Annotated in this window: 17 protein-coding genes and 1 riboswitch; all 17 genes read left to right on the top strand. The window is 69.8% G+C overall.

Annotation, left to right across the window (positions count from 1 at the left end; translation table 11 throughout):
• Window positions 1–217: 217 nt before the first annotated feature.
• Complete coding sequence (locus tag CEK68_RS12475; protein WP_152239570.1) at window positions 218–1,141, top strand: helix-turn-helix transcriptional regulator; 924 nt, start codon at window positions 218–220, stop codon at window positions 1,139–1,141.
• 110 nt (window positions 1,142–1,251) lie between these two features.
• Window positions 1,252–1,767: an RcnB family protein gene (locus CEK68_RS12470; RefSeq protein ID WP_017910054.1), complete on the top strand. Its 516-nt coding sequence runs from the start codon at window positions 1,252–1,254 to the stop codon at window positions 1,765–1,767.
• Between the two features lie 121 nt (window positions 1,768–1,888).
• Window positions 1,889–3,157 carry a serine hydroxymethyltransferase gene (gene glyA, locus CEK68_RS12465; RefSeq protein ID WP_150409969.1) on the top strand — a complete coding sequence of 423 codons (1,269 nt, stop codon included), beginning with the start codon at window positions 1,889–1,891 and terminating at the stop codon, window positions 3,155–3,157.
• Window positions 3,158–3,371: 214 nt separating this feature from the next.
• Window positions 3,372–3,902, top strand: a complete 531-nt coding sequence (gene nrdR / locus CEK68_RS12460; protein ID WP_010340907.1) for a transcriptional regulator NrdR — start codon at window positions 3,372–3,374, stop codon at window positions 3,900–3,902.
• 4 nt (window positions 3,903–3,906) lie between these two features.
• Window positions 3,907–4,389, top strand: a complete 483-nt coding sequence (locus tag CEK68_RS12455; RefSeq protein WP_152239569.1) for a GNAT family N-acetyltransferase — start codon at window positions 3,907–3,909, stop codon at window positions 4,387–4,389.
• Window positions 4,386–5,519: a bifunctional diaminohydroxyphosphoribosylaminopyrimidine deaminase/5-amino-6-(5-phosphoribosylamino)uracil reductase RibD gene (ribD, locus tag CEK68_RS12450; RefSeq protein WP_152239568.1), complete on the top strand. Its 1,134-nt coding sequence runs from the start codon at window positions 4,386–4,388 to the stop codon at window positions 5,517–5,519. The genes CEK68_RS12455 and ribD overlap by 4 nt, the downstream gene beginning before the upstream one ends.
• 140 nt (window positions 5,520–5,659) lie before the next feature.
• Window positions 5,660–5,823, top strand: a riboswitch (FMN riboswitch).
• 79 nt (window positions 5,824–5,902) lie between these two features.
• Entirely contained in the window at window positions 5,903–6,502 is a 600-nt protein-coding gene (locus CEK68_RS12445; protein ID WP_152239567.1) for a riboflavin synthase, read from the top strand.
• Between the two features lie 115 nt (window positions 6,503–6,617).
• The gene (ribB, locus tag CEK68_RS12440; RefSeq protein WP_152239571.1) at window positions 6,618–7,745 is read left to right on the top strand and encodes a 3,4-dihydroxy-2-butanone-4-phosphate synthase; all 1,128 of its coding nucleotides are present in this window, start codon (window positions 6,618–6,620) and stop codon (window positions 7,743–7,745) included.
• A 128-nt stretch (window positions 7,746–7,873) separates the two neighbouring features.
• Entirely contained in the window at window positions 7,874–8,341 is a 468-nt protein-coding gene (gene ribH, locus CEK68_RS12435; protein WP_017910047.1) for a 6,7-dimethyl-8-ribityllumazine synthase, read from the top strand.
• Window positions 8,338–8,808, top strand: coding sequence for a transcription antitermination factor NusB (nusB, locus tag CEK68_RS12430; RefSeq protein ID WP_152239566.1), 471 nt, complete (start codon window positions 8,338–8,340; stop codon window positions 8,806–8,808). Before ribH ends, nusB begins: the two co-directional genes overlap by 4 nt.
• A 132-nt stretch (window positions 8,809–8,940) precedes the next feature.
• On the top strand, window positions 8,941–9,915 hold the full coding sequence (gene thiL / locus CEK68_RS12425; RefSeq protein WP_152239565.1) for a thiamine-phosphate kinase: 975 nt from the start codon (window positions 8,941–8,943) through the stop codon (window positions 9,913–9,915).
• A 233-nt stretch (window positions 9,916–10,148) separates the two neighbouring features.
• Entirely contained in the window at window positions 10,149–11,720 is a 1,572-nt protein-coding gene (locus CEK68_RS12420; RefSeq protein ID WP_193314192.1) for a CocE/NonD family hydrolase, read from the top strand.
• A gap of 1,425 nt (window positions 11,721–13,145) precedes the next feature.
• Window positions 13,146–14,660 (top strand): outer membrane beta-barrel protein, encoded by a 1,515-nt coding sequence (locus CEK68_RS12415; RefSeq protein ID WP_152239563.1) that lies wholly within the window; start codon window positions 13,146–13,148, stop codon window positions 14,658–14,660.
• Window positions 14,661–14,952: 292 nt separating this feature from the next.
• Complete coding sequence (locus CEK68_RS12410; RefSeq protein WP_010341961.1) at window positions 14,953–15,045, top strand: potassium-transporting ATPase subunit F; 93 nt, start codon at window positions 14,953–14,955, stop codon at window positions 15,043–15,045.
• Between the two features lie 16 nt (window positions 15,046–15,061).
• A complete protein-coding gene (gene kdpA, locus CEK68_RS12405) occupies window positions 15,062–16,780 on the top strand; it encodes a potassium-transporting ATPase subunit KdpA (RefSeq protein ID WP_017915545.1) in 1,719 nt (572 codons plus the stop codon).
• Between the two features lie 10 nt (window positions 16,781–16,790).
• Window positions 16,791–18,860, top strand: coding sequence for a potassium-transporting ATPase subunit KdpB (gene kdpB / locus CEK68_RS12400; RefSeq protein WP_043090518.1), 2,070 nt, complete (start codon window positions 16,791–16,793; stop codon window positions 18,858–18,860).
• A gap of 72 nt (window positions 18,861–18,932) precedes the next feature.
• A complete protein-coding gene (kdpC, locus tag CEK68_RS12395) occupies window positions 18,933–19,535 on the top strand; it encodes a potassium-transporting ATPase subunit KdpC (protein WP_226977870.1) in 603 nt (200 codons plus the stop codon).
• Window positions 19,536–19,591: the final 56 nt, after the last annotated feature.

Below are 19,591 nucleotides of genomic sequence, written 5' to 3'. Positions count from 1 at the left end.
GGCATGGCGGAGGTGGGGGAGGGTGTGGTCATGGCGCGCAGTATGGTGAGTCGATAAACTGGTACAAGGACTCATTTATCCTGGTACTGGCGCTGCCTCCCTGGCGTCCCGGACGGTCGCGTCGGGGTGCCGTCCCCGTCGGCGTGACAGACACGCCTGCGTCGCCTGTCGACGCGGCGTCGTCGGGCACCGGCGCACAGCAAAAGTGGAGAAGACGATGCAACTGGACCTCGCACATTCCACCTCCAGGCCGGAGCGGGCGGTCGCGCCTGCTGCGTCGGGCCCGGCCCTGGCCAGCGAGCGTGCCCGCGCGCTGGGCGCCTTCCTGCGCGCCCGCCGCGAGAGCCTGGATCCCGCCCGCCTGGCGCTCCCGCGCGGCGGCAGGCGCCGCACCCCCGGCCTGCGCCGCGAGGAAGTGGCCTTGCTCGCCGATGTTGGCGTGACCTGGTACACCTGGCTGGAACAGGGGCGCCCGGTCCGCGCCTCGGCGCGCGTGCTGACCGCCATCGCCCGCGCCCTGCAGTGTTCGGAGGTCGAAACCGCGCACGTGCTGGCGCTGGCGGGATTGGGCGAGACCACGGCCCTGGCGCCGCCGCCGTGCCAACGCCTCACCGGCACCGGGCGCATGCTGCTGGACCAGCTCGGCCCGTGGCCGGCAATGCTGCAGACCCCGCGCTTCGACATCCTCGGCGCCAACCCGGCCTTCGAGCGCCTGATGGGTGTGACCCTGGCCGACCTGGCGGACGCCGACCGCAACTGCGTCTATCAGGCCTTCACCAATCCGCGCTGGCGCGATGCATTGCTCGATCGCCAGGACGTGCTGCAGCACATGGTGGCGTTGCTGCGCGCGGCGATGGCCGAACACCTGGGCGAGCCGGAATGGGAGGCGCTGCTGGCGCGCTACCGCGCGGCCTCTCCCGAGTTCGATGCGCTGTGGCGGCAGCGGCGCGAGGTGCGCGGCGTGGAGAACCAGCTCAAGCGCTTCCGCCATCCGCAGGAAGGCGAGTTGCGCCTGCAGCAGGTCAACTGGTGGTCGGCGCCGCGCAACGGCAACCGTCTGGTGGTCTATTTGCCAGCCGATGACACGGCGCAGGCGGCGCTGTTGCGCCTGCACGCGCAGGCCGGAAATGCCGCTGGATGAACGCTTTCCTAGCCCGATCCGTGAAGCTGAATACGTAACCGATTCCAGCAGGAGACGGTTCAGACGAAAACGGCCTAAATGCAACCGCCACACCACGTGACGGAGTTGCCATGAACATGAAACGCATTGCCACAATCGCCCTCTCGTCCGCGCTGGCGCTGGGTTTCATGGCGCCACCCGCGTTCGCCTGGGGTCCGGGCGGTCCGGGTCCCGGTCCGGGCTGGGGCCCGCCGGGTCCTCCGGGTCCTCCGGGGCCGCCACCCCCGCCGCCGGGACCGGGTCCGCGCGACCATGGCTGGTACGACCGCGGCTACCGCGACGCCGATCGCGAGCGCTACTGGCGCGACCGTGAGCGCGACCGCCGCGACGCCCGTCGCGCCTACGACCGCGGCTACCGCGACGGCTATCGCAACGGCCCGGACGTCGTCTACTACCGCCCGGGTCCGCCGCGCTGGGCGCGCGGCCAGCGCTACTACGGCCCGAACTACGTGGTCTACGACTACGACCGTTACCAGGTCCGGCGCCCGCCGTACGGCTACCGCTGGGTGCGTGACGACACCGGCAACCTGCTGCTGGTCGCCATCGCCACCGGCATCATCGCCGACCTGGTGCTCAGCGGCCGCTGAGCCCTGCTGCGGCATCGCCAGACGGCCTCCTTCGGGAGGCCGTCTGCGTTTTGGTTCGCCCTCGGCCGCGCGCGGGGCTTAAACTAGTCGTCTGCCTTCTGTCCATGCCCCCGGAGACCCGATGTTCCCGCGCGACGCCCGCATCGAAACCTACGATCCCGACCTGGCCCGCGCCATCGCCGCCGAAGCCGGCCGCCAGGAAGACCACGTCGAGCTGATCGCCAGCGAGAACTACTGCAGCCCGCTGGTCATGGAAGCGCAAGGCAGCCAGCTGACCAACAAGTACGCCGAAGGCTATCCGGGCAAGCGCTACTATGGCGGTTGCGAATTCGTCGACGTCGCCGAGCAGCTGGCCATCGACCGGGTCAAGCAACTGTTCGGTGCCGACTACGCCAACGTGCAGCCGCACAGCGGCTCGCAGGCCAACCAGGCGGTGTACTTCGCGCTGCTGCAGCCGGGCGACACCATCCTCGGCATGTCGCTGGCGCACGGCGGCCACCTGACCCACGGCGCCAAGGTCAACGCCTCCGGCAAGCTGTTCAACGCCGTGCAGTACGGCGTCAACGACCAGGGCCTGATCGACTACGACGAAGTCGAGCGCCTGGCCGTGGAGCACAAGCCGAAGATGGTGGTGGCGGGCTTCTCCGCCTACTCGCAGGTGATCGACTGGGCGCGCTTCCGCGCCATCGCCGACAAGGTCGGTGCGTACTTCTTCGTGGACATGGCACACGTGGCCGGCCTGGTCGCCGCCGGTGTCTATCCGACCCCGCTGCCGCACGCGCACGTGGTCACTTCCACCACCCACAAGACCCTGCGCGGCCCGCGTGGCGGCATCATCGTCGCCAGTGCCGCCGGCGCCGGCGACAAGCTCGAAGACCTGTCCAAGAAGCTGCAGTCGATCGTCTTCCCCGGCATCCAGGGCGGCCCGCTGATGCACGTGATCGCGGCCAAGGCGGTGGCGTTCAAGGAAGCGCTGGAGCCGGAATTCACCCGCTACCAGCAGCAGGTGGTGAAGAACGCCCAGGCCATGGCCAAGACCCTGATCGCGCGCGGCTACAAGATCGTCTCCGGCGGCACCGAGAACCACCTGATGCTGGTGGACATGATCGGCCGCGACGTCTCCGGCAAGGACGCGGAAGCGGCGCTGGGCAAGGCCCACATCACCGTCAACAAGAACTCGGTGCCCAACGACCCGCGCTCGCCGTTCGTGACCTCGGGCCTGCGCCTGGGCACCCCGGCGATCACCACCCGCGGCTACCAGGAACAGGATTGCGTCGATCTGGCCAACTGGATCGCCGACGTGCTCGACGCCCCGGCCGACGATACCGTGCTGGCGCGCGTGCGCGACGCGGTGACCGCGCAGTGCCGCAAGTATCCGGTGTATGGCTGAAAAACGGGAATGGGGAATGGAGAATCGGGAATGGTTGAAAGTGCTAGCTGGCGCCTTTGGCGTTCCCATTCCCCATTCCCGTTTCCCCACTCCCGGCACCTATATGGCTGAGGCGGGAATGGAGAATGGAGAATCGGGAATGGTCAGAAGCGCTACGCTTGCGCTGTTGACGTTCCCATTCCCCATTCCCGTTTCCCCATTCCCGGCGCCCTGAATGCACTGCCCCTTCTGCCAGCACACCGATACCCGGGTGATCGATTCGCGCGTGTCCGAGGACGGCGCGACGATCCGCCGGCGTCGCGAGTGCGAGGCCTGCGGCGAGCGCTTCAGCACGCTGGAGACGATCGAACTCAAGCTGCCGACGGTGATCAAAAGCGACGGCGGCCGCGAGGCGTTCGATGCGCGCAAGCTGCGCACCAGCTTCGATCGCGCGCTGCAGAAGCGGCCGGTGGCCGAGGAGCAGATCGAGGCGGCGGTGCGTGCGGTGGTGCACCAGTTGCGCATGTCCGGCGAGCGCGAACTGCCCTCGATCCGGGTCGGCGAGTACGTGATGGCCGAGCTGCGCAAGCTCGACCACGTCGGCTACGTGCGCTTCGCCTCGGTGTACCGCAGCTTCCAGGACGTGGCCGATTTCCGCGAGGAGATCGAGAAGCTCGAGCGCGAGTTGCCGGTGGGCAGCGAGCAGCTGCCGCTGCTGGACCTGGTGCGCGCGGCCAAGCCGGGCGACAAGACCGGCAAGCGCTGAGCGCATGCGCATCGTCTGTCTGGCCGAGGCCGCGCAGCACATTCCCGCGCTGGCGCAGGAGCATCTGCAGGCGTTCGGCCCGCTGCTGCCGGAGTGGAACGTGGTCGAGGCCGAGGCCGACCTGCGCAGCCATCGCGACGACAAACGTATTCCCACCAGTTGGATCGCCCTGGACGGCGAGGACTGGCTGGGCTCGGTGAGCCTGCTGCAGAACGACGACGCGCGCATCCGCCAGTTTTCGCCGTGGCTGGCGACGCTGTACGTGCGGCCGCAGGCGCGCGGTGCCGGCGTCGGCGCCGCTTTGGTCGCGCACTGCGTGCAGGCTGCCGCGCGCTTCGGCGTGCAGTGGCTGTACCTGTACTGCGAACCGGTGCTGGTGCTGTTCTACGAGCGCCTGGGCTGGCAGCGCCATGCCGACCTGCCGCTGGGGTTGCTGCAGATCGTGGTGATGCGCCGCGACGCTAGCGCCGCATCTGCATCTACATGAGCGCCGACGCCGTCCCCGGCTTCTCCGCCGACGACCATCGCTGGATGGCGCAGGCCCTGCGCCTGGCCGAGCGCGGCGCCTACACCACGCGGCCCAATCCGATGGTCGGCTGCGTGATCGTGCGCGACGGTGTCGTGGTGGGCGAGGGCTTCCACCAGCGCGCCGGCGGGCCGCACGCGGAGGTGTTCGCGCTGCGCGCCGCCGGCGAACGCGCCCGCGGCGCCACCGCCTACGTGACCCTGGAACCGTGCGCGCACTACGGCCGCACCCCGCCGTGCGCGCTGGCGCTGATCGAGGCCGGGGTGGCGCGGGTGGTGGCGGCGATGGCCGACCCGTTCCCGCAGGTCAACGGCGGCGGCTTCGCACTGCTGCGAGAGGCTGGCATCGCGGTGCAGGCGGGCCTGATGGACACGCAGGCGCGCGCGCTCAATCGCGGTTTCCTGTCGCGGGTGGAGCGCGGCCGGCCTTGGTTGCGGATCAAGCTCGGTGCCAGCCTGGACGGACGCACCGCGCTGGCCAGCGGCGAATCGAAATGGATCACCGGCGCGGCGGCGCGCCAGGACGTGCAGCACTGGCGCGCCCGCGCCGGCGCCATCCTCACCGGCGCCGGCACCGTGCTGGCCGACGACCCGGCACTGACCGTGCGCCTGGACGCGGCGATCGAGGTGGCCCCGCCGTTGCGCGTGGTGCTGGACGCGCAACTGCGCAGCCTGGCGCAGGCCAAGGTCCGCGACGGCAGTGCGCCGACCCTGTACCTGCATGCGCCGGACTGCGTGCCGCCGGCGCTGGATCATGCCGCGTTCGCCGCGGTGCCGCTGCACGACGGCCGCTGCGACCTGCACGCGGCGCTGCGCCTGCTCGGCGAGCGCGGCATCAACGAGGTCCAGGTCGAGGCCGGGGCGACGCTGAGCGGTGCACTGCTGCGCGCCGGCCTAGTCGACGAGGTGCTGGTGTACATGGCGCCGCTCCTATTGGGCGATACCGCGCGTCCGCTGCTGGCCGGGCTCGGCATCGAGACCATGGCGCAGCGGGTACCGCTGCAATTGCAGGACGTGCGCCAGCTCGGTGACGACCTGCGCCTGCTGCTGCGGCCGGCGATCGCCGCCAGCGCGGGGGCGGCCTCGCCCTGAGCGATCGCCGGTGATGCGCGTCGCCGCGCGCAAGGTTGCCGTGCGCACCGCGACGCTTTGTCCCACCGGTGGCGCGCTGTACCGGGCGGCCGCTGCGGCCGCGCCTGCTAGAATGCCCGAGCCGGTTCGCCGGCGACCACAAACGTCTTCAGGGCGGGGTGCGATTCCCCACCGGCGGTAGGTGCGTTCGCGCACGAGCCCGCGAGCGCTTCCCGGCGCAGGCGCGACGCGCCGAATCGGGAAGGTCAGCAGATCCGGTGCGATGCCGGAGCCGACGGTATAGTCCGGATGAAAGAAGACGGCCTTCGCGCAGCCTTGCGGCTGTGCGCGTGCCTGTTTGCCTTGTGGCGTTTTTCGCTCACCCCATTGCGAGAAACGTAGCTATGTTCACCGGAATCATCGAAGGCGTCGGCCATCTCGCCGCCCGCCAGCCGCAGGGCGGCGATCTCCGCTTCACCTTCGCCACCGGCAGCCTGCCGTTCGCCGACGTGCGCCTGGGCGAGAGCATCGCGGTCAATGGCGTGTGCCTGACCGTGATCGCCTTCGACGCGGCGGCGTTCCAGGCCGACGCCTCCACCGAGACCCTGGCGCTGACCACGCTCGGCCGCCTGGCCGAGGGCGCGATACTGAACCTGGAGCGGGCGATGCGCCCCAGCGACCGCCTCGGCGGGCACCTGGTCAGCGGCCATGTCGACGGCCTCGGCGAGGTGCTGTCGATTCACGACGATGCGCGCGCGCAGCGCTGGCGTTTCGCCGCGCCGGCGCCGCTGCTGCGCTACATCGCCAAGAAGGGCTCGATCTGCGTGGATGGGGTCAGCCTCACCGTCAATGAAGTCGACGCCGAAGGCTTCGAGGTCGCGCTGATTCCGCACACCGTGGCGCACACCGCGTTCGCGCAGACCGCCGTCGGCGCGGCGGTGAACCTGGAGATCGACCTGGTCGCGCGCTACGTCGAACGCCTGTTGCAGGGCCGCCAGGACTGATCCTGGCCACGTCCGGCCTTCTGCCTCTCCGCCACGCTGCGCCGATGCCTGAGGCTCGCGCGGCACCTTCCGTCTTTCCGCGAGTCCCCGCATGTCGCCTTCCGTTACCCCGAGCCTGAATTTCGCCTCCGTCCCCGAGCTGCTGGAAGAACTCCGCGCCGGCCGCATGGTGGTCATCGTCGACGACGAGGACCGCGAGAACGAGGGCGACCTGATCATGGCCGCCGAGCTGGTCAAGCCCTCGGACATCAATTTCATGGTCACCCACGCGCGCGGCCTGGTGTGCCTGTCGCTGACCCGCGAGCGCTGCGCGCAGCTCGGCCTGGCGCCGATGGTCCAGCGCAACACCGCGCAGTTCCATACCAACTTCACCGTCAGCATCGAGGCCGCCGAGGGCGTCACCACCGGCATCTCCGCCTACGACCGCGCCCACACCGTGCGCACGGCGGTCAAGCCGGACGCCAAGCCGCACGACCTCAGTCAGCCCGGCCACATCTTCCCGCTGATCGCCCAGCCCGGCGGGGTGCTGACCCGCGCCGGCCACACCGAGGCCGCCAGCGACCTGCCGATGCTGGCGGGGCTGGAGCCGGCCGGTGTGCTGGTGGAAGTGCTCAATCCCGATGGCAGCATGGCGCGGCGTCCGCAACTGGAGGAGTTCGCCCGCACCCACGGCCTGAAGATGGGCTCGATCGCCGACCTGATCGCCTATCGCCTGGCCACCGAGCACACCGTCGAGCGCATCGACGAGCGGCCGATCGACACCGAGTTCGGCGGCTTCACCCTGGTCACCTACCGCGACCGCATCGCCCACGACCTGCACTTCGCCCTGGTCCGCGGCACCCCGGATGCCGAGACGCCGACCCTGGTACGGGTGCAGGTGGAAAACCCGCTGGCCGACCTGCTGCACTGGCGCCGCGACGATTTCGGCGTGGCCGCCAGCGACGCCTTGCGCGCGATCGCCGCCGCCGAGCGCGGGGTGATGGTGGTGCTGTCGGCGCCGCGCGACAGCGAGGCGCTGCTGGCGCGGCTGCGCGCGCAGCCCGAGGCGGCGCACGGCAAGGACGTGGGCCAGTGGCGGCGCAACGGCGCCGGCAGCCAGATCCTGGCCGATCTGGGCCTAGGCAAGCTGCGCGTGCTCGGCACGCCGCGCCGGCAGATCGGCCTGGCCGGGTTCGGGCTCGAGGTGGTGGAGCATGTGGAGCCGGGAATCGGGAATCGGGAATCGGGATTGGGGAATCGGTAAAAGCTGATCCCGCGCGATTCCTGCCATTGGCGGTGCCTGGGCCTTCTGCAAGGTGCCCCTGGAGCGCTTCCTCGGGCCGCGGCCCCACCGCCTGCTAAACTCTCCCACCCCCTCAAGCTGCCACCGCCATGTCCCATTACGAAGGCGACCTCCGCACTCCCGAGTCGGCGCGTTTCGCGATCATCGCCAGCCGCTGGAACGCCCGTATCACCGACGTGCTGGTCGCCGGTGCGCGGCAGAGTCTGGCCGGCAACGGCATCGCCGACGACGCGGTGGACGTGATCCGGGTGCCGGGCGCCTGGGAGCTGCCGCTGGTCGCCGCCCGCCTGGCCGCGGCCGGCAAGCATGCCGCGATCATCGCGCTGGGTTGCGTGATCCGCGGCGACACCCGCCACTACGAACACGTGGCCGACGGCTGCGCCGAGGGCCTGCTGCGGGTGTCGCTGGACTTCCGCATCCCGGTGCTCAACGGTGTGCTCGCGGTGGAGCAGGTCGAGGACGCCGAGGCGCGCGCCGGCGGCAGCCATGGCAACAAGGGCGAGGAAGCGGCGCTGAGCGCGCTGGAGATGGTCAACCTGCTGGAGCTGCTGCCGTGAACAAACCCGCTGGCCACAAGCACCACTCACGCCGCGACGGCGTGGATCCGGTCCTGCGTTCGCGCGCGCGCCGGCGTGCGCTGCAGGCGATCTACGCCTGGCAGATCTCCGGCGGCAACGCCCAGCACGTGATCGCGCAGTTCGCGCACGAGCAGGCGCACGAGATCGCCGACCTGGTGTACTTCGAGAACCTGGTCGAAGGCGTGCTCAAGCACCGTGCCGAACTGGACGCAGCGCTGGTCGGCTACCTCGACCGCACGGTCGAGGAAGTGGACGCGATCGAACGCGCGGTGTTGCGCCTGGCCGCCTACGAACTGCTGCACCGCATGGACGTGCCGTACCGCGTGGTGATCAACGAAGCCATCGAGACCGCCAAGCGCTTCGGCTCCGAGCACGGCCACACCTACGTCAACGGCGTCCTGGACCGCGCCGCGCTGGAATGGCGCGCGGTGGAGTCGGGGGGCTGAGGGGCTGGGAATGGGGAAAAGGGAATGGGGAATGGCAAAAGCAACTGCCTTCCCCTCCGAGATCGCCGGCGCGCCGGTTGTTGCTCCTGCTTTTCCCATTCCCGACTCCCCATTCCCGATTCCCAGCCCCCCATGCCCGAATTCGATCTGATCGAGCGCCTGCGCGCGCGCAGCCGGGCGCGGGACGACCTGCCGCTGGGCATCGGTGACGATGCGGCCTTGCTGCTGCCGCCGCCGGGGGAGTTGCTGGCGATCACCACCGATACGCTCAACGCCGGGGTGCATTTCCCGGTCGAAACCGCGGCCGCCGACATCGGCTGGAAGACGCTGGCGGTGAATCTGTCCGACCTGGCGGCGATGGGCGCGCAGCCACGCTGGTGCACCTTGTCGCTGTCGCTGCCGCAGGTCGACATGGCCTGGATCGATGCGTTCGCCGAGGGCTTCTTCGCCCTGGCCGATGCGCACGGCATCGGCCTGGCCGGCGGCGACACCACGCGCGGGCCGCTGGCCTTGTCGGTGACCGCGATCGGCAGCGTGCCGGCGACGATGGCGCTGCGCCGCGATGCCGCGCAGCCGGGCGACGAGGTCTGGGTGACCGGGCAGCCGGGCGAGGCGGCCGCGGCGCTGGCGCTGTGGCAGGCCGGGCGCCTCGACGTGACCGCGCCCGCGGCCGATCCCGTGCACGAACGCCTGCGCCAGCGCCTGTTGCGGCCGACGCCGCGAGTGCAGGTGGGCCTGTGCCTGCGTGGCCTGGCGCGGGCCTGCGTGGACGTCTCCGACGGTCTGCTGGCCGACCTGGAGCACATCTGCGCGCGCAGCGGCGTCGGCGCCGAACTGGAGCTGGCCGCGCTGCCGGCGGTCGCCGCCCCGGCCGACGCGGCCCCTGCGCAGGTGCACGCCTGGCAACTGGGCGGCGGCGACGACTACGAACTGTGCTTCACCGCCGACCCGGCGCAGCGCGCGGCGATCGTGCAGGCGCTGCAGGCGGTCGGGGTCACGGCGACGCCGATCGGGCGCATCGTCGCCGGCAATGGCATCGCGGTGCGCGATGCCGACGGCCAGCGGTGGCAGCCGCCGCGAAGCGGCTACCAGCACTTTTTGAGCTGAGCCGCGCGGCCTGGGCGCGCGCCGGCCACCGGTTGCGGCGCCAGCACGTTCGGGTCGCCCGCCAAGGTCCTTCCATACTGTGCGGCACTGCGGCGTGAATATCGCCCGTACCCGGTGGTACGGTCCGCCTGCCCGGCCCCGTGTCGAGCCCTTGTCACCGTTCTGGCAGTACCGTTCCGGCAGCCGGCCATTCCGGTCCGGCGCCGCTTGGGAGGCAGTCCATGCGCATGTCCGTGTCACGTCGCATCGCCCTCGGCGCGATGTTGCTGGTGTTCTCCGCCGCCGCGGCCGCGGCCGGCTTCACCAAGCAGTACCAGAGCATTCCCAGTTTCGACGGCACCAAGCTCGGCGCGCTCGTCCTCGTGCCGCAAGGGCAGGGGCCGGGGCCATTCCCGCTGGTGGTGATGCCGGCCAGCTGGTCGCTGCCCAACCTGGAATACGTGGGCCGCGCCAGCGAACTGGCCAACGACGGCTACGTGGTGGTCAGCTACACCTCGCGCGGCTTCTGGGATTCGCAGGGGCTGATCGACATCGCCGGGGCACCGACGGTGGAGGACGTCAGCGCAGTGATCGACTGGGCGCTGGCCAACACCCCGGCCGACGCCAAGGCGATCGGCGTCTCGGGCATCTCCTACGGCGCCGGCACCAGCCTGCTCGCCGCCGCGCGCGACCCGCGCATCAAGGCGGTGGCCGCGCTCAGCGGCTGGGCCGATCTGCAGGCCTCGCTGTACGCCAACAGCACCGTGAGCCAACAAGGTGTGGGCCTGCTGGTCGCCGCCGGGGTCGCCACCGGCCGGCCCGGTCCGGACCTGGCGCGGATCACCGCGCATGTGGCGGTGGGCGACTACGACGGCGCGGTGCAGGGCTTCCTGCCCAAGGCGGCCGAACGCGGAGTGATCAACGAGGTGCAGGCGCTCAACCGCAACGGCCCGGCGGTGCTGCTGGCCAATGCGTTCAACGACGGCCTGTTCCCGCCGAACCAGTACATCAACCTCTACAACCGGCTCAGCGTGCCCAAGCACCTGATGTTCAGCCAGGGCGACCACGCCACTGCCGAACTGCCGGGCGCGCTGGGCCTGCCGAACCAGGTGTATACCGAGGCCACGCGCTGGTTCGACCGCTACTTGAAGGGCCGCGACAACGGCGTGGACCGTGAAGCGCCGGTGCAGTTGTCGACCCTCGGCGGCACCTGGCTCAGTTATGCCGACTGGAACAGCGTACAGGCCGGCGCCACCCGCTACGGCCTGACCGGCCCCAGCGGCCTGTTGTTGCCGACCGGGTCGCTGACCAGCGGCAACAGCAGCGGCTGGAACTACCGCATCGCCACCGGCGTGCCGACCCTGGCCGATTCCGGCGTGGTGATGGTGAGCGGCCTGCTGCAGGGTCTCGGCCAGCCGGTGACCACCTCGATCCCGCTGGTCAGCCGCGCCGGCGCCGCGGTGTGGAGCGGCCCGGTGCTGTCCAGCGACAAGCGCCTGGCCGGCGCGCCCTCGCTGCGGCTGACGGTGACCCCGAGCCAGTCCAACGTGTCGTTGTTCGCTTATCTGTACAGCATGGACGGCACGGGTTCGGCGCAGTTGCTGAGCCATGTGCCGTACACCCTGCGCAACGCGACCCCGGGCACACCGGTGACGCTCGACCTGGCGCTGCAGGCGACCGCAGTCGAGATCCCGGCCGGCCGCCGCCTGGTGCTGGTGGTGGACACCACCGATCCGCGCTACACCTCGGCCAGCCGCTTCGGCGGCACCGTGAGCTTCAGCTCGCCAGCGGCGACGCCGTCGTTTTTGAGCGTGCCGTTACATTGAGGTAGTGCGGCGTTTCCCTTCTCCCCTCGGGAGAAGGTGCCCCGTAGGGGCGGATGAGGGTAGGGCTGAGCATCGTGCAGTTGGATCAGCGCAGCGCTTCGCGCGCCGGACCCTCACCCCAACCCCTCTCCCGATGGGAGAGGGGCTTTGGCCTCTCCCTTCTCCCATCGGGAGAAGGTGCCCCGCAGGGGCGGATGAGGGTGCGGGCGCAGCCTCGTGTAGTTGGATCAGTGCAGCGCTTCGCGCGCCGGACCCTCACCCCAACCCCTCTCCCGATGGGAGAGGGGCTTTAAGCTTCTCCCTTCTCCCATCGGGAGAAGGTGCCCCGCAGGGGCGGATGAGGGTACGGGCGCAGCCTCGTGCAGTTGGATCAGCGCAAAGCTTCGCTTGCCGCACCCTCACCCCAACCCCTCTCCCGATGGGAGAGGGGCTTTGGCCTCTCCCTTCTCCCACCGGGAGAAGGTGCCCCGCAGGAGCGGATGAGGGTACGGGCGGAGCCTCGTGCAGTTGGATCAGCGCAGCGCTTCGCGCGCCGGACCCTCACCCCAACCCCTCTCCCGGCGGGAGAGTGACTTTGGCTTTTTCCTTCTCCCACAGGGAGAAGGTGCCCCGCAGGGGCGGATGAGGGTACGGGCGTAGCCTCGTGCAGTTGGATCAGCGCAACGCTTCGCTTGCCGCACCCTCACCCCAACCCCTCTCCCGGCGGGAGAGGGGCTTTGGCTTTTTCCTTCTCCCATCGGGAGAAGGTGCCCCACAGGGGCGGATGAGGGTACGGGCGAAGCCTCGTGCAGTTGGATCAGCGCAACGCTTCGCTTGCCGGACCCTCACCCCAACCCCTCTCCCGATGGGAGAGGGGCTTTGGCCTCTCCCTTCTCCCACCGGGAGAAGGTGCCCCGCAGGGGCGGATGAGGGTACGGCACCACGCATCGCCACACAGCGCGCACGCCACTTCCATTTCGCGCGCGAATTTACGCAGCTTTTATTCGAACCCGCGCGCGCTTTGCAACGAAGATATTCGGCGATTCCTATACTTTTCGCGCTGACGACAGGGGTGTTTGCGTGGAATCGATGGCTGCAATCTTGAGCGTGTCGCTGCCCGCAACGGACGTGTACGGACGCGGCGTATCGCATCCGGCGACGGCGCAACACTCTGGCCTCCGTACCAGGCGACGCGACACGCCGCGTGCAGCGCGACGCCACCCTGGTTGCCGCAGCGCCTTGCAGCATCCGCCCCCACACAGCCGCGCGCATTTGCCGCACGCGCATTGACCCGCTGACGCCGCCGCCGCGGCGCTGCATTCCAACTTTCTTCCCGCGATACGCCACCAGGCGCATCGCCTGCGATAGCGCGTGCGCGTGACGCGTCGCGCTGTCGTTGCTTCCCTCCACCCAAAGAAGGACGGCTCCTCGTGAGCCGAGAACCCGATGTCCATGAAGCTCCACCCCCTGTTCCTGTCCCTGGCCACGCTGTGCGCTGGCCCCGCTGCTGCGGCTGGCCTGGCGGCGCCGGTTTCCGATGCGCTGCCGGCAGCGGCGCAGGACGTCGCCACGCCACCGCTGGCGCGCAGTGCCGATTGCGCCAATGGCTTCTTCTCGCGCCTGGCCTCGGCCTATCGCGAGGATGCGCAACCGGCCGATCCGGATGCGCCGACGCCGGCGCGCCGCGGGCTGCCGGCGCCGTTCTCCTCGCCGCCGTTCCCGTCGGCCGAATGGCAGCTTGGCGCAGTCGACTATCCGGTCGGCGTGCCCAACGAGAATGCACAGTACCCGGTCGAGAAGGCGCTGACATGCACGCGCGTGGGGCAGTGGATGCAGCGCAACCGCATCGAGCTGTACGGCTGGATCAATCCCTCGCTCAACGCCAGCACGTCCTCGCGCAGCAACTATCCGCTGTCCTACTCCACGCGGCCCAACCGCGGCGAGTTCAACCAGGCGCTGATCCGCCTGCAGCGCGTGCCGGACACGGTGCAGACCGACCATGTCGACTGGGGCTTCCACCTCGACGACCTGTACGGCTACGACTACCACTACACCACGATGAAGGGCGTCACCAGCGACCAGTTGCTGCACCACCCGCAGCCCAACAGCGCGCTCAACGGCAAGATCTACGGCAACGATCCGATGATCGCGCACGTGGACCTGTACCTGCCGTCGGTGGCGAAGGGCATGCTGGTCACGGTCGGCCGTTACCTGTCGCTGCCGGACATCGAAGCGCAGTTCTCGCCGAACAACTACCTGTTGACCCATTCGATCCTGTACACGGTCGATGCCTATACCAACATGGGCATCCTCACCACCACCAAGCTCAACGACCAGTGGACGCTGCAGCTCGGCGTGCACGGCGGCGACGATTCGGCGATCTGGGACGCGACCAGCCGCCTGAGCGCGCAGGCCTGCCTGCGCTGGGTCTCCAAGAGCAACGACGACATGCTGTATCCGTGCGTGGAGTCGTACAACAACGCCGCGCAGACCTACAACAACCTGCAGGAATTCGTGCTCACCTGGGGCCACCGCTTCTCGCCGAAGGTGCACATGCTCACCGAGGCCTACCACATCTACGTGCGCGACCAGGCGCTGGCCACCGATCCGTCGCAGTCGCACGCGCCGACCGGGCGCCCGGGCTATGCGCTGGGCGAGGCGCCGGACTTTCCGCTGGGGCGCAGCACTGCCGACGCCATCGTCAACTACGTCAACATCCAGCTCGGCGCGTCGGACATGCTGGCGATCCGCAACGAGTTCGTGAACGATCATGAAGGCCAGCGCACCGGTTTCGCCACGCGCTACTCCAGCCACACCATCGGCCTGACCCACTGGGTGTCGCAGGACCTGGAGATCCGCCCGGAGCTGCGCTACGAGCACGCCTACGATTTCCCCGCCTACGACGGCGGGCGCCGCAACCATCAGGCGACGGCGCTGATCGACGCGATCCTGCATTACTGAGGTCGTCGCGCGCTGCCGTGCAGGCGGCGGCGCGGCGCCGGCAGACGTGGCGCACGCGCCTGCGTCGCGCGGTTTTACGCAGAATTTATGCGTGCCGCGCGCCTTCGCCACGGAGAGTTTATGGCGACGGCTTCGATAATGCCGGCCTGGGCCAGAAGGCCTGTCCGACCCGGCGTGCGTGGCCATGTTGCGCTTCCCTTCTGCCTCCGTGCGCATGCCGCGTCCGGCGGTGTTCCCACACGATTGCGGCCTGCCCTGCGGCGGGCCGTCCCTTTGTTTCGGAGTTGAGACCATGAGCGGTTGGCTTTCGTTCGTTTGCGGCGTGGCGGTGATCGTCGCGGCCGGTTACCTGCTGTACGTGATCCTGCGCCCCGAAGATTTCTGAGCCGAGTGCCACTTCCATGATCGATACATTGCTTGTCTATGCGCTCGCGCTGCTGCTGGGATGGCCGCTGGGCCTGTACCTGGCCAAGGTGATGCGCGGGGCGCCGATGCGCGGCGACGCGCTGTTCGGCTGGATCGAACGCCCGCTGTACCGCCTGCTCGGCACCGACCCGGCGCGCGGCATGCACTGGCGCGCCTATGCCGGCGCGTTCCTGGCCAGCAACCTGGTACTGGGCGTGCTGGTGTTCGTGCTGTTCGTGACCCAGGCCTGGCTGCCGTTCAATCCGGATGCGGTGCCCAACATGCGCTGGGACGTGGCCTTGCACACCATGGTGTCGTTCCTGACCAACACCAATCAGCAGCACTACTCGGGCCAGGCGCAGCTGTCGTACCTGTCGCAGGCGGTGGGCGTGGTCGGCCTGCAGTTCATCACCCCGATGATGGGCCTGGCGCTGGTCGCGGCGACGCTGCGCGGCCTGTTCGGTGGGCGTGGCCAGGATGCGGCGCGCAAGGCGGCCGCGAGTGGCGGCGAGACGGCGCAGGAGGTCGATCTCGGCAACTACTGGGCCGACGTGATCCGTCCGACCCTGCGCTTCCTGCTGCCGCTGTGCCTGCTGTGGACGCTGCTGCTGACCCAGCAGGGCGTGCCTTCGACGCTGGCGGCCGGTCCGGTCGCCACGCCGCTGGACGCCAGCGCCGGCCAGCAGACGCAGAAGATCCCGCTCGGCCCGGTCGCGGCGATGGTGGCGATCAAGCAGCTCGGCACCAACGGCGGCGGCTGGTACGGCCCCAACAGCGCGATGGCGCTGGAAAATCCCACGCCGTTCTCCAACCTGCTGGAGATGCTGGGCATCGTGCTGATCCCGGTGGCGGTGGCGTTCATGGTCGGCCCGTTCACCGGGCGCCGCAAGTTCACTGCGCTGGTGTTCGGCAGCATGCTGGTGATGTCGCTGGCGTCCACCGCGGTGTCGCTGTGGGCCGAAGGCCACGCGCCCGGCAGTGCTGCGCTGATGGAGGGCAAGGAGGTGCGCTTCGGCGTCGATGCCTCGGCGGCCTGGTCGTCGCTGACCACGCAGACCTCCAATGGCTCGGTCAACGCCATGCACGATTCGCTGGCGCCGCTGACCGGTGGCGTGGCGATGGTCAACATGCTGATCAACGCGATCTGGGGCGGCATCGGTTGCGGCCTGCAGCAGTTCCTGGTGTACCTGCTGCTGAGCGTGTTCCTGGCCGGCCTGATGACCGGGCGCACCCCGGAACTGTTCGGACGCAAGATCGAGGCACCGGAAGTGCGCCTGCTGGCGCTGCTGATCCTGCTGCAGCCGCTGGTGCTGCTCGGCTTCACCGCGGTCACCCTGGCGCTGCCGGCCTCGATCTCGGCGACTTCCAATCCCGGCTTCCACGGCATCAGCCAGGTGTTCTACGAGTACACCTCGGCGTTCGCCAACAACGGCTCCGGGTTCGAGGGGCTGGGCGACGGCATTCCATGGTGGAACCTGAGCTGCACCGTGGTGCTGCTGCTGGGCCGCTATCCGGCGCTGATCGTGCCGCTGATCGTGGCCGCGCAACTGGCGCGCAAGCGGGTGGCGCCGGAAACCGGCGGCAGCCTGCAGGTGGAAACCCCGACCTTCGCGCTGACCCTGATCGCGGTCATCGCGATCCTGACCGTTCTGCAATTCACGCCGGCTTTGGTGTTGGGACCGATCGCCGATCACCTGACCCTGGCCGCGCACTGAGACGACGACGATGAGCACCCCGCTTCCTTCTACTTCCGTGGCTTCTTCGCCGGCGCGCCGGCCTGGGCTGTTCGATGCCGCGGCGCTGCGCGCGGCCTTGCGCGACAGCGTGTTGAAGCTGTCGCCAAGGCACCTGCTGGGCAGCCCGGTGATGGCGGTGGTCTTCGCCGGCACGCTGCTGTCGGCGCTGATCACCGTGTCCGGCCAAGGGCCGGCCGGCTTTGGCTGGGCGGTGACCGCGATCCTGCTGGTCACCGTGCTGTTCGGCAACTTCGCCGAGGCGGTGGCCGAGGCCCGCGGCCGCGGCCAGGCCGCCTCGTTGCGGCGCGCACGCAAGGACCTGGTGGCGCGCCGGGTCGCCAGTGTGCGGCTGGACGGCGAGACCAGCGTGCCCGCCGCCGAACTGCGCCCGGGCGATCTGGTGGTGGTCTCGGCCGGCGAGCTGATCCCCGCCGACGGCGAGATCGTGCACGGCCTGGCCACCATCAACGAGGCCGCGGTCACCGGCGAATCGGCGCCGGTGCTGCGCGAGGCCGGCACCGACCGCTCCGGCGTCATCGGCGGCACCAAGGTGCTGTCCGACGAGATCCTGGTGAAGGTCACCGCCGAGCCGGGCCACAGCTTCCTGGACCGGATGATCGCGCTGGTGGAAGGCGCCAACCGGCAGAAGACGCCGAACGAGATCGCGCTGACCATGCTGCTGGCGGCGATGACCCTGACCTTCCTGATCGTGGTCGCCTCGCTGCCGGCGATCGCCGGCTTCGTCGGCGTGCACGTGGATCCGCTGCTGCTGATCGCGCTGCTGGTGTGCCTGATCCCGACCACCATCGGCGGGTTGCTGCCGGCGATCGGCATCGCCGGCATGAACCGCGCGCTGTCGGCCAACGTGCTGGCCAAGTCGGGCAAGGCGGTGGAAGTGGCCGGCGACGTCGACGTGCTGCTGCTGGACAAGACCGGCACCATCACCCACGGCGATCGCCAGGCCACCGTGTTCCATGCGCTCAGCGGCGTGGACGTGGCGCAGTTGCGCGAGGCGGCGATGCTGTCGTCGCTGGCCGACCCGACCCCGGAAGGCAAGTCGATCGTGCGCCTGGCGCGCGAGCAGGGCCTGCCGCCGGCCGATCCGGCGGGCGCCGAGTTCGTCGCCTTCACCGCGCAGACCCGCATGTCCGGCGTCGACCTCCCGGCCAACGGCATGCAGCCGCCGCGGTCGATTCGCAAGGGCGCCGCCGATGCGCTGATCCGCCACGTCACCGCGCTGGGCGGGCAGGTGCCGGCGGAACTGAAGAGCCGGGTCGAGCAGGTGGCGCGCAGCGGTGCCACGCCGCTGGTGGTGGCCGAGGGCCGGCACGTGCTGGGCGTGGTCGAGCTGTCGGACGTGGTCAAGCACGGCGTGCGCGAGAAGTTCGCGCGGCTGCGCGCGATGGGCGTCAAGACGGTGATGATCACCGGCGACAACCCGTTGACCGCTGCGGCCATCGCCGCCGAGGCCGGCGTCGACGACTACATCGCCGAGGCCACGCCCGAGGACAAGCTGGCGCGCATCCGCCAGGAGCAGGCCGGCGGACGCCTGGTGGCGATGGTCGGCGATGGTACAAACGACGCGCCGGCGCTGGCCCAGGCCGACGTCGGCCTGGCGATGAACTCCGGCACTCAGGCGGCCAAGGAGGCCGGCAACATGGTCGATCTGGATTCGGATCCGGCCAAGCTGCTGGCGGTGGTGGAAGTGGGCAAGCAGCAGCTGATCACCCGCGGCGCGCTGACCACGTTCTCGCTGGCCAACGACGTGTCCAAGTACTTCGCGATCCTGCCGGCGCTGTTCGCCGCCTCGATCCCGCAGATGGCCGCGCTGAACGTGATGCGCCTGTCCAGCCCGACCAACGCGGTGCTCGCCGCGCTGATCTTCAATGCGCTGGTGATCCCGGCGCTGATCCCGCTGGCGCTGCGCGGCGTGCGCTTCACCCCGTCCTCGGCGACCTCGCTGCTGCGCCGGAACATGCTGATCTACGGCGTGGGCGGCGTGCTGCTGCCGTTCGTCGGGATCAAGGCCATCGATCTGCTGCTGGTGGCGCTGGGCTGACCCCAGCGCCGATTCTCACGCTCCTTCGGAATTACCTCCATGACCGTGTCTTCCGTTTCCCTTCGCGAACCGATGCGCTGGCGCGCGGTGCTGGTGTTGCCGCTGCTGGTGCTCGCGTCCGCGGCGCTGTACTCGTTGCTGGCCACCGTGCTGGCCGGCGCGCTGTTCCCCGAGCAGGCCAACGGCAGCCTGCGCAGCCACGATGGCCGCGTGGTCGGCTCGGCGCTGGTGGCGCAGCCGTTCGCCGCCGCCGGCTATTTCCAGCCGCGTCCGTCCGGCGCGAAGTACGACCCGATGTCGGCGGCCGGCAGCAACCAGGCGCGCAGCAACCCCGACCTGCGCAAGCGCCTGGACGCCACCCGCCAGGCGGTGGCCGCGCGCGAAGGCATCGACCCGGCGCAGGTGCCGGACGATCTGATCACCCAGTCCGGCAGCGGCATGGACCCGGACATCAGTGTGGACGCGGCGCACATCCAAGTGGCGCGCGTGGCCGCGGCGCGCGGCCTGTCGCCGCAGACCGTCGCCGCCCTGGTCGCCGCGCAGACCCAGCCGCGCCAGTTCGGCGTGCTGGGGGAGCCGCGGGTGAACGTGCTGGCGCTGAATTTGGCGTTGGACGCGGCCGGGAATGGGGAAACGGGAATCGGGAATGGGCAAAAGCAGGAGCAACAGCGGTAAATCGCGCAGCCATGTAGGCTTTGCGCTCTGCGATTCCCCATTCCCCATTCCCCATT

Source organism: Xanthomonas sp. LMG 12461 (assembly GCF_009192935.1).
GTDB lineage: Bacteria > Pseudomonadota > Gammaproteobacteria > Xanthomonadales > Xanthomonadaceae > Xanthomonas_A > Xanthomonas_A sontii.
Note: the sequence above shows the minus strand (reverse complement) of the source record. Positions and strands in the feature narration are given on the sequence as shown.